This window comes from Alloiococcus otitis ATCC 51267, from assembly GCF_000315445.1.
GTDB lineage: Bacteria > Bacillota > Bacilli > Lactobacillales > Carnobacteriaceae_A > Alloiococcus > Alloiococcus otitis.
In genome coordinates this window covers 274,252-287,256 of the sequence record NZ_JH992957.1, presented here as the reverse complement: position 1 = coordinate 287,256, position 13,005 = coordinate 274,252, and the positions used below count along the sequence as shown (strand labels likewise).

Annotated in this window: 10 protein-coding genes; 1 reads left to right on the top strand and 9 read right to left on the bottom strand. The window is 45.6% G+C overall.

The window, feature by feature from the left end:
• Positions 1-67 precede the first annotated feature (67 nt).
• Positions 68-3,346, bottom strand: a complete 3,279-nt coding sequence (dnaE, locus tag HMPREF9698_RS01375; protein WP_003776548.1) for a DNA polymerase III subunit alpha — start codon at positions 3,344-3,346, stop codon at positions 68-70.
• A 138-nt stretch (positions 3,347-3,484) separates the two neighbouring features.
• Complete coding sequence (locus HMPREF9698_RS01370; protein ID WP_003776546.1) at positions 3,485-3,826, bottom strand: metal-sulfur cluster assembly factor; 342 nt, start codon at positions 3,824-3,826, stop codon at positions 3,485-3,487.
• A gap of 128 nt (positions 3,827-3,954) precedes the next feature.
• Here HMPREF9698_RS01370 and HMPREF9698_RS01365 point away from each other — a divergent pair, with 128 nt between their 5' ends.
• Positions 3,955-4,767, top strand: a complete 813-nt coding sequence (locus HMPREF9698_RS01365) for a Cof-type HAD-IIB family hydrolase (protein ID WP_003776545.1) — start codon at positions 3,955-3,957, stop codon at positions 4,765-4,767.
• Positions 4,768-4,856: 89 nt separating this feature from the next.
• Here the strand turns inward: HMPREF9698_RS01365 and ltrA are convergent, their stop codons facing one another.
• The 7 genes from ltrA to acpP form a co-directional block, all read right to left on the bottom strand.
• Positions 4,857-6,152: a group II intron reverse transcriptase/maturase gene (gene ltrA, locus HMPREF9698_RS01360; RefSeq protein ID WP_003776543.1), complete on the bottom strand. Its 1,296-nt coding sequence runs from the start codon at positions 6,150-6,152 to the stop codon at positions 4,857-4,859.
• Positions 6,153-6,697: 545 nt separating this feature from the next.
• Positions 6,698-8,608, bottom strand: coding sequence for an oligopeptide ABC transporter substrate-binding protein (locus HMPREF9698_RS01355; RefSeq protein ID WP_003776541.1), 1,911 nt, complete (start codon positions 8,606-8,608; stop codon positions 6,698-6,700).
• A 28-nt stretch (positions 8,609-8,636) separates the two neighbouring features.
• A complete protein-coding gene (locus HMPREF9698_RS01350) occupies positions 8,637-9,596 on the bottom strand; it encodes an ABC transporter permease (protein WP_003776539.1) in 960 nt (319 codons plus the stop codon).
• A 20-nt stretch (positions 9,597-9,616) separates the two neighbouring features.
• Positions 9,617-10,579, bottom strand: a complete 963-nt coding sequence (gene opp4B / locus HMPREF9698_RS01345) for an oligopeptide ABC transporter permease (RefSeq protein WP_003776537.1) — start codon at positions 10,577-10,579, stop codon at positions 9,617-9,619.
• Complete coding sequence (locus tag HMPREF9698_RS01340) at positions 10,579-11,577, bottom strand: ATP-binding cassette domain-containing protein (RefSeq protein ID WP_003776536.1); 999 nt, start codon at positions 11,575-11,577, stop codon at positions 10,579-10,581. Before HMPREF9698_RS01340 ends, opp4B begins: the two co-directional genes overlap by 1 nt.
• The gene (locus tag HMPREF9698_RS01335; RefSeq protein ID WP_003776533.1) at positions 11,574-12,581 is read right to left on the bottom strand and encodes an ABC transporter ATP-binding protein; all 1,008 of its coding nucleotides are present in this window, start codon (positions 12,579-12,581) and stop codon (positions 11,574-11,576) included. Before HMPREF9698_RS01335 ends, HMPREF9698_RS01340 begins: the two co-directional genes overlap by 4 nt.
• A gap of 163 nt (positions 12,582-12,744) precedes the next feature.
• On the bottom strand, positions 12,745-12,987 hold the full coding sequence (acpP, locus tag HMPREF9698_RS01330) for an acyl carrier protein (protein WP_003776531.1): 243 nt from the start codon (positions 12,985-12,987) through the stop codon (positions 12,745-12,747).
• Between the last annotated feature and the right edge of the window lie 18 nt (positions 12,988-13,005).

Here is a 13,005-nt window from a genome sequence, read left to right as displayed (position 1 = left end):
ACTTCTATAGTAACATTAAATTGAAAAACTTTCTTTTATTTTCAGTAAGAATTGTGGATAGCAGTCATTATTTTAAGATACAGGAGTCTTGGCCTAGGAGGTCTTGGAGCTGGGTTAGGGTATCCGTCCGTCCGTCGAAATTAAATTTTGCTTTGAGCTGGAGTGCTTGCTGGCTGGCCTGGTCGTAAACAATCACTCGCTTCTGGCCAGGGTGTTGGGCCAAGATCTTTTGCACTTGACTAAAACTGTCTCTTTCCTGGTTTAAGTCAGCAAATTTCAGGTAAAGCTTCTTAGACTCTTTTTGGACCTGGTTGGCTTCTTCCATGGTCTGGACTTTTAGCTGGATTTCTCCCTTCCTAACTTCTACCTTGCCTGAGACGACCAGGGCCTCCCCTTCTTTGAGGTAAGGTAGGCATTGTCGGTAAACATTCGGAAAGACTACCAGGCTAATTTGTCCTGTTTGGTCAGCCAGGCTAACAAAGGCCATGGGTTGTTGGTTTCTAGTCTGGGTTTTCCGGACTTGAACCAGCTGGCCCAAGACTTGGCAGGATTGGCCCTCTTCTAAATCAGCTATAAAGGACGTTTTTAAGTCCTGTCGCAAGGAGTCATACCGGCTCAAGGGGTGGCTGGAGAAGTAAAAACCGGTTAATTCTTCTTCATATTGAATGAGGTCCTTTGGGCTAAACTCTTCCAGGTCTTCTTGGCGGGGCTTGAGGGTGTCAAAAAGGGTGATATTTCCCGAACTTTTGGCCACGAATTCAATCGTTGCTTCCAAGCCTGCCAACATGGTCCGCCGATTAGGGCCTATTTGGTCAAAGGCCCCCACCAAAATCAAGGCTTCAATGGGGTCTTGGTTTAAGAATTGGCTGTCAATTTTTTCACAAAAATCCCGCAGGCTAGTGAAGGCCCCTTTTTCCTTCCGAATTTCAAGGATGTGGTTGACAAAGGGACTAGCCACCCCCTTGACCATCTTTATCCCCACTTGAATGCCTTCCTGCCGGACCGTAAAAGATCCAAGGCTTTGGTTGATGTCTGGTTTTAGTAGTTTGATTTTTCTAGCCCGGACTTCATGGGCATACTTGTAAATTTTAGCCTTGTTGCCCCAGTCTGCCTTCATCACAGCCGCAAAAAAAGACTTAGGTTGGTGGGCCTTAAAGTAGGCCATGTGGTAGGCCAGCATGGAGTAGGCAACCGCATGGGCCCGGTTAAAGCCGTAGTTGGCAAACTTTGCAATATAGTCATAAACCTCTCGGGCTACTGACTCACTGTAGCCCTTATTCAAGGCCCCTCTTATAAATTTTTCCCGGCCCTGGTCCATTTCTGACTGGATTTTTTTGGACATGGTCCGCCGCAATTGGTCAGCTTCCGACAAACTATAGCCAGCTAGTTGGGTAGCTACCTGCATGACTTGTTCCTGGTAGACAATAATGCCATAAGTGACTTCAAGGATGTCCTTTAAGTCTTCATGGGGGTAGATAATTTTTTCTTGACCATGTTTACGGTTAATATAATTCTCAATTTGCCCCATGGGACCGGGGCGGTAGAGGGCGTTGGTGGCGACGATATCTTCAAAAGAAGTGGGTTGAAGCTGGCGGAGGACCTTTTTGATTCCCTCTTTTTCAAATTGGAAGACCCCATTTGTGTCTCCCCGGGCAAAAAGGTCCAGGGTCTTAGGGTCGTCGATTGGTATATCTTGTTTACTTATACCCCCTCCCTGCCCTTCATACTGGCTAAAGTTCAAGCAGTCTGCTAGAATGGTTAAATTTTTTAAACTCAAAAAGTCCATCTTGAGTAAGCCGACTGCTTCCACATCCCCCATGGTAAATTGGGTGTTGGGGATCTTTCCGTTACCTACTTGTAGGGGCAGGGACTGAACCAAGGGCTGGTCTGACATGACGACACCGGCCGCATGGGTTGAATAGTTCCTTGGCAGGCCTTCGATATCCTGGGCCATGGCAAAGATCCGCTCATTTTCATGGCTTTGCTGGACCAGTTTTTGAAGGTCTTTCGACTCGTCATAGGCCTTTGACAAGCTGATGTTGACGGTATCTGGTATGGCCTGGGACCAGGTCTTCATGTCTTCATTCTTGTAACCCAAGGTCCGCATAATTTCCCTGATGGAGGACTTAGCCGCAAAGGTCCCAAAGGTCAAAATTTGGGCCACATGGTCAGGACCATACTTCCGGTAGACATAGTCCAAGATGACCTGGCGCTTGTTGTCTGGGAAATCTAGGTCAATATCAGGCATGGTAAAGCGGTCCTTGTTCAAAAAACGTTCAAAGAGGAGGTCATAATGTATGGGATCTACCCCCGTAATGTAGAGGGTATAAGATACCAAAGAAGCGGCAGCTGACCCCCGGCCAAAACCAGTCTCAATTTTTTCCTGGCGGGCAAATTGCATCAGGTCCCAAACAATCAGGAAGTAGTCCGAAAAGCCCATGGAAGAAATAACCGCTAGTTCCTTGTCTAGACGGTCTTGGTAGTCTTGGCCGTAGCCTGGAACCCGTTCTTGGAGTCCTTTTTGGGCAAGCTTGCCAAGGTAGGAGTCCTTGGTCTCCCCTTCCGGCAGGTCAAATGCAGGCAATTTAGCCTGACCGAGGTCCAGGGACCAGTCTACTGACTGGGCTACATCTTCAGTATTTTTAAGGGCCTGACCTAAACCCACCTGGTTAAAAAAAGACTCCATTTCTTGGGGACTGCGCAGGGCATAATTTTCCCGAGCCTGGGTGTCAAATTGAATTTTCTGGTTGGCTTTGATGTGGCTTAAGATTTCCAAAGTGGAGACTTGGCTTTCTTCCAAGCAACGGACGTCAGCTAAGGCTAAGACTTTCAAACCTCCAGATTCTGACAAGGTCCGGGCTAACTGGTAAATTTTTTGATCTTGGTCTGGCACCAGACCCAAATATGCATGGGGCAGGTTCTGAGTCATCGCGGTCAAATTGCTTGCCTGCTTATCTAAGAGGTCTGCTTTCACTTTTGGGTCAGAGCTTGGGAATATTGTATAGAGGTCCTGGGCCACAGAACGGACTTGGTCAAGCTTGATAGCCTGCTTGTTAACTTGAAGGTCAGTCGATAAGGCTAAGAGAGCCTGGTAGCCAGCCTTGTTTTTAGCCAGGAGGGTGACGGTTATTCCTTCGTCTAGGTCAGCCCGTAGTCCCATAATGGGTTTAATGCCATGCTTTTTGGCTTCTTGGTAAAATTCGACCGCTCCATGCATAACATTGTGGTCGGTCAAGGCAACAGCCTCCATGCCAAGCTCCTTCAGGCGGTCCATCAGGAGGGGCAATTGGATGGTCGAAGCCATCAAGGTGTAAGCACTGGTCACTTGTAAGTGGGTAAAAGTCATCTTGTCACCTCTTCGTCTAAGACATATTTGTTTCAATCTTTTATTTTATCTCGCTAGCTCGTTAGAAGCCTGTTGCAAGCAAAAAGAAAAGGCGCATGACACGACGTGGTCATGGCCCTCTTCTTTTAAAATCTTGTTTTACCGAATACCTAGGGCAATACGGGCATACCGGGTCATGCGAGAAGTATCCCAGGCAGGGTACCAGACGAGCTTGACATCCAGTTCATTGATCTCATCAATCTCTTCCATGGCCTTATGGATATCTTCTGTGATCACATCAGCCAAGGGGCAGCCCATAGTGGTCAAGGTTATTTTCATTTCGCAATAACCACCGTTAAAAACATTAACTTCATAAATCAATCCTAAGTTGACAATATCAATCCCTAATTCCGGGTCGATGACGGCTTCCATGGCCTGCATAATTTTATCCTTGATATGGTCGATCTCTTCTTGCGACCATACTTCTTCTTGTTCAGCCATTTCAATCCCCCTCTATCTAAACTTATCTTTAGTTTACCATAACCATGTCTCTTGTCTAGTCTAGACAACTTAGCTTTTTGCTTCGTTTGTGGTAATATTGGTAAAAATACCCTGACTAGGAGGATAAGATGAATCAAAAATTAATTGCCATTGACTTGGACGGAACGACCCTGAACACCCAGCAAAAAATTTCCAAACGGACCATCCGGGTTATAAAGGCCCTCCAAGAGGCGGGACACCTTGTGACCATTGTGACTGGGCGGCCCTACCGGACAAGCTTTAACTATTACCAAGACCTGGGCCTCAAAACCCCCATGGTTAATTTTAACGGAGCCTACTGCCACCACCCCCAAGAAAAAAACTGGTCGCCTGGCTACCGAATCACCCTGCCTAGCGATGTGGTTAGTGAATTATTCCGGCTGAAGCATAATGACAAGGTCAAGCTAGTTTCAGCTGAAGTGGATGATTCAGTTTATACGTCAAGTCACTATATCCCCTACCCTGATTTTTTCCCACATGGACCAGGTCAAGCCAAGTATCTTGGCAACCAGGTCTTTAACCAAGAAGCCACCTGTGTGAATGTCTTTACCCAAGACAAGTACTTGCAGCGGAAGTTGGAAAAAGAAATTATTGCAGACTACGGTAATTTTGTGGAAGTCCGGACTTGGGGTGGCTTTGCCCCTTGCCTGGAAATTGTCTCCTCCGGCACCCAAAAGGCAATGGGTTTGGAACAAGTGGCTAAGTACTACGGGATAGACCGGGATGACATCTTAGCTTTTGGCGATGAAAACAATGACTATGAAATGATCCAGTATGCCGGCATTGGGGTAGCCATGAATAATGCTATTTTACCGCTAAAAGAGATTGCTAACGACATTACCCCCTACAGCAATGATGAAGATGGTCTGGCTAGGTACCTAGAAGATTACTTCAATGTGTAGTTAAATATCTCAAATCGAGTAGGAGACTAGCCATTAATTGGCTAGTCGACCTCTCACACCACCGTGCGTACGGTTCCGTACACGGCGGTTCAATATCTTGCGTAAGCAGACTCAGCGATAGTGCTTAGTGGAACTAAGCCCCACTTGCTGAGTCTTTCTGTTGTTATTGCACGATGAAATTCATGTGTGCATGACAGTCGCCAGTACTTTTTGCGTGAATACGCAATCCGTTTGGCTGAATCTAAGTCCAGTCCATATTGTTCCAACTTTGGTATAATAGTTCGTGGACGTTTCCACCGTTTAAGAATCAGCTGTCTGATACGGTGATTTAACCATTGCTCAACTTCTTTGATAAAGCTTTTAATGAAGCCTAAACCAAAGTAATTAATCCAACCGCGGGTGACTCGATTAATTTCAGTCATTATCTTTTTAAAAGTACCTGGCCGTTTACGACTGGTCAGCTTTCTCAATCTGCGTTTGAATTTCTGCTTGGCTTCTTTGGTTGGGATAAAACGATAATCCCCATTCACTTGCTTCATCAGACAGCTCAAAAACTTTAAACGGGTAGGAGACCCAACCTGGCTTTTGTCTTGATTGACGATTAACTTTAAGTCTTTTTCAATAAAGCGTGTGATGCTGTTCATTACCCGTTCACCGGCTCGTTTTGATTTAACGTAGATGACAAAGTCATCTGCGTATCGGACAAATCGGTGACCACGGTTAACCAACTCTTTATCCAGTTCATGTAAGTACACATTACTCAAAAGCGGTGATAGAACACCACCTTGTGGTGCCCCTGTTTCACTTGCGATAAATTCGCTAGTCAAATCAATTACACCCGCTCTCAAAAACTTACGGATAATTTTCAGTATCATTTTATTTTGGATGTACTGTTCAAGATAATAGATAAGTTTGTCGTGATTGAGCGTGTCAAAGCATTGTTTGAGGTCACAATCAACTACAACACGATAGCCTTCTTTATAATACTGTGCACATTGCTTGAGAGCACTGTGCGTGCTTTTCCCTGGTCGGAATCCGTGACTGTTGTCATAGAAGTGCGGGTCTATAATCGGTTCAATTACTTGCCGTATGGCTTGTTGAACAACTCTATCCCGCACACAAGGTATACCTAACTTTCGTTTTTCTCCATTCGGCTTTGGTATTTCTACTCGTTTAACTGGTTGAGGCTTATACGTTCCATCAAGTAATTTCTTCCGTAAGGGTTGATAATACGCTTGAATGTGCTCCTCTATCTCAAAAACGGTCATACCGTCAATACCTGCAGCGCCTTTGTTCCGTTTAACGGCTTTGGCTGCTGTTTCCAAGTTTCTTCTGTCAACAACTTGCTCCATTAAGTTTGGAGACTTACGATACATTTCTGTCATTTCACCTAAAGTTTACTAGACGCATCGGCTTACCCTTTCGGTTCCACCTATTCTCTCCACCGATTGCCAATCTCTTCGATTGTTTTCTGTCCTATTCGTAAACTTTAACCTCCGTTCTATACTTTGTATGAATATTGTTCAGTCCTTCGCTACAACGTAGCTACTATGACCTCGGCTGACTTCTCACTATTCGTTGTTACTACTAAACGCTAGTGAGACCTCCCCGAGTAAGGTGTGACAACCTTCCACTCATGTCACTGCTTCATTTACTGAAAGGGACTTGTGCAGTATTGGACTTTACTTTGTTATGCAAGCTCATCCATCCCAAATCAGCCTTGATATGAAGTTTCTGTTCGTCAGTGCGAGTGTTTGCCTCCAGCTTCCTTCAGATTCCACCTCACGATGGACACCCTTGCCTTCAGCTAACAGTTCCTACTGCCAGGCCTGCAATGGACTTTCACCACCAAGTTGTCACCCATGCCGGGCGCACATAAAAAAAGCTTGCAAGTCCGTTTTGGCTTGCAAGCTTTTACTTGATATTGACCTTATTCTGTTACAGGTTGATTTGCTAACAATTCAATTTGGTTGAGCCCGTATTCTTGAGGGTCTGCACCAGGGACTGAACTGTGTACGAATTGGGATACCCGGTCGTTAACCAACTGCAACTCTGTTCGCCAGAATGTCGGGATTGTTGGGGCTTCATCCATGAAGAATTCTTGCCAGTCATAGAAGACTTGGGTGCGGTATTCATCATCAAAGGATTCATCCGATACCAGGTCTGCTAGGAATTGGTTGTTTTCTTCACTTTCGTAACGTGGGTAGTTAAATGGCGCATTTGGTCCGTATAGACCATCTGGTGTAGGGTCGGATCCAACTCCCCAACCCGCTTCATAGACATCAATAGCTGGATCGTCCCCTTGAACTCGGTCGTAGAAGGCATTAACTTCGTGGAGTCGTCCTTCCAAGAGGGAAACGTTAAGGCCAATTTCTTCCCAAGCTTGGATATAGTATTGGGCAATTGGTTCAGCCACTTCTGACCCCGCACGAGCGGCATAGGTAATTTCTAATGGATCACCATTCGGGTCTTCCCGGAAGCCGTCCCCATCAGTGTCTTCATAGCCGGCTTCGTCCAGTAATTGGTTGGCACGGTCTGGATCATATGGGTAGCCCTCTAAGTCATCCCGGTGGAAGTCAGCAAAGTTCGGTACAATGTGGGAGTTGGCCCGGCGTCGTAGACCGTTGTAGAAAGTCTCCCCAACCCGGTCAATGTCCAAAGCATATCCCATGGCTTGACGCAAGTTTTTGTCAGCCATTTTAGCATCTGGGTTAAATTGAACACTTTGACTTTCACTGTCCCATTCACCCATCTTAAAGCCAAGGTAGTCGTAAGACTGTCCTGGATAGCCCAGGGTAGTGTAGCCAGGAATGCCGTCCTGGAAGGTATCAAACTGGTCGGTCGGCATGGAATCAACCCAGTCAAATTCCCCGGCTCTAAGGGCTTCGACGGCTCCTGATACCGGAATCCGTTCAATAGTAATCCCGTCGATCTTCGGCGCTCCGTCATAGTAGTCTTCAAAAGCGGATAGCTCTAAGGACTCCCCAGGGACCACGTTGTCAACTTTGAAAGGACCAAAGCCGATTGGGTTCTCACGGATATTAGGGTGGGATTCTAGGTCGGCAGCTGGAATATCACCCAAGTAGTGTCTAGGGGCAGCATAAGACCAAACGCCCCCGCCGGCCTGGGTCATTTTAGGGTTAAAGTCCTTGTAGTGGATGGTAACGGACATTTGGTCCTCAGACAATTCCAAGCCTGAGATTGAATCAGCTTCTCCTGCCTTGAATTCTTCCATCCCTTCAATATTGGTAAATTCATCCCCATACCGGATACCAGTGTAGTCTGGGTCCCCAATAACTTCGTGGGCAAAGACTACGTCGTCTGCGGTAACCTGCTCGCCGTCATGCCAGTAGACTCCGTCACGGACGGTAATGGTTGCGGTAGCATTGTCTTCGTCAAATTCGATATCCGCAGCTGTTCCCCATTCTTCTCCACCCACTAAGGCGAAGTTTTCATCCTGGGTTAATAGATTACCTAAGAAGTAACTTCCGATGGTGGAGTCCGTATTAATTTGATACAATTGGTGGTCAAAGATACCAGTCCAAGCTGTGTCTGAAACGATCCCAACCTGGGCTACACCGCCATCGATAGGGTCGCCTTCATTAGAGACAGTGGATTCAAATTCCGGTACAGAAGCAGCCTGGTCACCTTCACCGGAGTCTTCACTTGAACCTTCTCCTTCGCCTTCTTGACCTGCTTCCTCACCAGTCTCTTCGCTGGTAGTTTCTTCAGTATCTGCGCCCCCGTTGCCCCCGTCATTACTTTCGCCGCCACAAGCGACTAAGAGTAGAGCTAGACTGGCTGATCCGACTAGCATGGCATATTTCTTTCTTAATGACATAATAATTCCCCCTATAAGGTCAATATACTTATCCTAAACGTTGTTTAGCGTCGGTTGACCGTTTAAGAGCCTGTCCGACGTAGTTTATACACAGCATCAAGGTTAGGATAGTCAATGATGCTGGCAACCAAACCCAAGGTCTAAGCTCCAGGTTCTCTGGAGAAGTTGCAGCAGATACCAAGGTGCCCAAAGTTGGGATCTCTGGCGGTAGGCCAAAGCCTAGGAAGGTCAACCCTGTCTCTAAGCCGATATTAGCTGCGTAAGATAAAATCAACTGGATCATAATTAAGGATGCCAAGTTAGGTAACATTTCACTTAGGATAATCTTCCAAGTTGGTGTCCCCATGGTCTTAGAAGCAGAGATATAATCCAGCTCCCCTTCTGACAAGGCCCGACTGCGGATGGTACGGCAGAAACCGGTCCAAGCGAAGATACTCATAATAAAAACAAATGATGCAATTGTTACTTCTGGAATAATAACAATAAATACGATAACGATCATCGTTGTCGGTAAAATCATGATAAAGTCAGTGAACCGCATGATGGCATTGTCAACAGCTCCCCCATAGTAACCTGATATGACCCCTAGTCCAATACCGATAACGGCCATAATAGTAGTTACCAAGAAACCAATTATAACAGAATTACCGGTCCCTACAATTAGCTGGTGAAAAACATCAATCCCACTTTCATCAGCCCCTAGGAGGTAGGTTCGCTCCCCGTTCCAGGCATCGATGAAGTTAGACCATTCAAATTCTACCGGTGGGTGGAAGCGGTTGAAGACATCAACCCGCATAACTTCTGGAACATCTAAGCGGATGGTCCAGGCGACGACAAAAAGTGCAATCAAGATTAAGATGATTAAGGCGGTCAAGGCAACTTTATCTTTTTTAAATTCACGGATGATAACTTTAAAGCCTAAAGGTGGTGTCGATTTTTCAACGTCACTGGCCACAGACTCCGCATAGTTACTATCAACTTTCGGCATATGCTCCGTCCTTTCTAGCTTTAATCTATCCTAATTCTTGGGTCAACCATGGTCATGATGATATCGGATATCAATGAACCGACAATGGCAATTAACCCGTAAAGTAGGACTAAGGATACAACGACTGGATAGTCACGACCAGTAATACTGTTAAGGAAGAGGACCCCCATACCATTGTAAGCAAAAATTTGTTCAATAAAGATGGAACCATTTAGCAAGGTAACAATGATGAAACCAATGGAAGAGGCAATCGGTAAGAAGGAATTCCGGAAAATGTGTTTAGTGTAAACCTTATTGACTGGAACACCTTTGGACCGAGCTGTGCGGACAAAATCCCGACTCTTGGTGTCGATAACCTCACTCCTTAGGGTTTGGGTAATGGAGACAGTCCCTAACACCCCACTGGTAAAGCCAGGTAGGATCAAGCGGTAGATCATATCGAGATAGTATTCTATTGTTCCTGGTCTTAAGTTGACATTAACCGTCCCACGCGTTGGGAACCAACCAAGTCGGTAGCCAAATATGTAGACCATTAACAAGGCTAGGACAAAGACTGGGATGGCATAGGAGACATAGTTATATATCAAGACAAGTGAGTCAAACCAGGAATCCTTGTACCGGCCGGCAAAAAGTCCAAATGGTAGGGCAATCAGGTAGGAGAAGAAGATCGATACAATCCCCAATCGAATGGAGTTGGCGGCCCGCTGACCAATAATGGTAGCGACCGGTACCCGGTGGGTAAAACTTCGTCCAAAGTCTCCTTGCAAGGCATTGGTGACCCAGTTAAAATACCGAACTGGCAAGGGGTCATTTAATCCAGCAGCTTCACGCATCTGTTCAATCTGTTTAGCATCCATATTCGGGTCGATTAGGCCTGTAAACGGATCCCCAGGCATAAAATTAGCAACGATAAAGACTAATAGACTTAACAAAATGATCTGGGGGATCATAATTAAAATCCGTCTAACAACTGTTTTCCACATTATGCTTGTCCCCCTTTTGCAGTTTCGACTTCTTTCGCCTGACGGTCACTATCCTTAGCGTCTGGTTTAAAGGCCACAAAATGGTTGTCTTCATAGTAGGTCAAGTCATAAACTCTTCCGTCAGGATCGTAATATTCTACTTCTTGGGCCCTATATTCAGCCTCTACCCGCTGGCGGTTAGCCTTATGTTCCTCCCGAGTATTGGGATTCATTTCAGGAATGGCCGATAATAGACGCTTGGTGTAAATGTGTTGAGGGTTATTGTAGATCTTGTCCTTGGCCCCCTGCTCTACAAACCGTCCTCGGTGCATAATGGCAATATCATCTGACATGTGTTTGACAACCCCTAGGTCATGGGAGATAAACAAGTAACTCAAACCATATTCAGTCTGGATCCGTCTCATAAAGTTTAAGACCTGGGCCTGGACCGATAAGTCTAGGGCTGATGTAGGTTCATCTGCTATGATTAATTTAGGATTGCAAGCTACGGCCCGAGCTACACCGATCCGCTGTCTTTGCCCTCCAGAGAACTCGTGAGGGTAACGGTACATGGCATTTTCACTTAGTCCGACGATCTCAAGTAACTCAATCACCCGTCTAGTAACTTCATCACTGGAGTAGTCGAAATAGTTATTGATGGGTTCAGCGATGACGTCCCGGATCCGTTTTTTAGGATTTAAGGCAGAGGTTGAGTCTTGGAAAATCATCTGGACATCTTTATTGTAATCGGCATATTCCTTCTTCCGGCTTCTGGCCTTATTGGTCACTTCCTTGCCGTCATAGTAAATGTGGCCGTCGGTAATGGATTCCAAACCGATTAATGCTTTCCCAATGGTTGTCTTGCCAGATCCGGATTCCCCTACCAAGCCGTATGTTTTACCAGATTCAATGGTGATGGATACTCCATCAACGGCCTTGACATAGGTCTGGATGGTATTAAAAATGCCACCCCGGATCGGGTAGTGGACCTTGAGGTTGTCTAATTGAATTAAACTCATTTTTGGTCCTCCTCCCCTTCAAAGTAGAAATGCTTCCAGGAATTCCCTCTGACCTTGTGGTTAGGTGCAATTTCAGTTAATTGCGGGTTCTCGTCAAAGGCTTCATCTGGCAACCAAGGCACCCGGTTACGGAAGCGGTCACCTGTCCGTGGCAATTCTTCTAGAGGGGGGACACTCCCTTGAATCACGTGCAACTCTTCCCCTTCTTCTAATTCATGGGGAACTGACTTGAGTAAGGACCGGGTATAAGGGTGTTTAGGTTCGTTAAACAAGACATCGACTGGTGCTTCTTCCACAATTTGGCCCGCATACATGACTGCTACCCGGTCAGCTGTCTCGGCCACAACACCCAAGTCGTGGGTAATGAGGATAATGCCTGATTCAGTCTCTGCTTGGATTTCCTTCATCAAGTCCAAAATTTGAGCTTGGATAGTCACGTCTAAGGCAGTAGTGGGTTCATCAGCAATAATCACGGGTGGCTTATTGGCCAAGGCGATGGCGATCACCACCCGCTGTCTCATCCCACCAGATAATTCATGGGGGTAAGACTTCATCACTTGCTCTGGTCGGGGAATCCCAACCTGGTTCAGGAGTTCTAAAACCCGGGCCCGTCTTTCTTTTTCATTTAATTCAGAGTGGTAAATCAAAGACTCGGCGATTTGGTCATAAATGGTCATCACGGGATTCAAGGATCCAAGCGGGTCTTGGAAAATCATACCGATGTCGTTACCCCTGATCTTGTTGTAGAGTTTCTCGCTTAAGTTAGTTAAATCTAAATCATTGTAGATGATCTCCCCAGAAATCTTAGTGTTGAGGGGGTCATGCAAGCCAATGATAGCAGTTGCCAAGGTGGACTTACCACAACCGGACTCGCCAACGATAGCTAGGATTTCATTCTTGTCCAAGGTGATCGACACACCATCAACTGCGTTATGGTAGACTTCCCCAAAGCGGAAACCAACTTCTAAGTTATTGACTTCTAATAAGCGGTTTTCAATGGCCACTTTCCTTCCTCCTTAAATCATTTCCAAATTAGCAAAATGAAATAATTTAAGATATCATATCCATCTCATTAATCTCATTTCTTAAAGGTTATATTTATTATTTTAATTATAAAAATTAAAAAAGCAAGTAAAACTTTAAAATAATAAAAGTTTTTTTGAGGATTTAGTCAATATTTTCTGAAATGAAGTCAACAGCCTTACCAACTGTGGTCATCTGCTCTGCTTCTTCATCCGAAATTTCACGGCCAAAGTAGTCTTCCATTTCCATGATGAGTTCGACGATATCTAAGGAGTCGGCTCCGATGTCTTCTTGGAAGCGGGTTTCTCGAGTGATTTTACTTTCATCCACACCTAAGCGGTCTACAATAATACTTTGAACTTTGTCAAAAACTTCTTGGTCTTCCATTTGGTCATTACCTCCGTT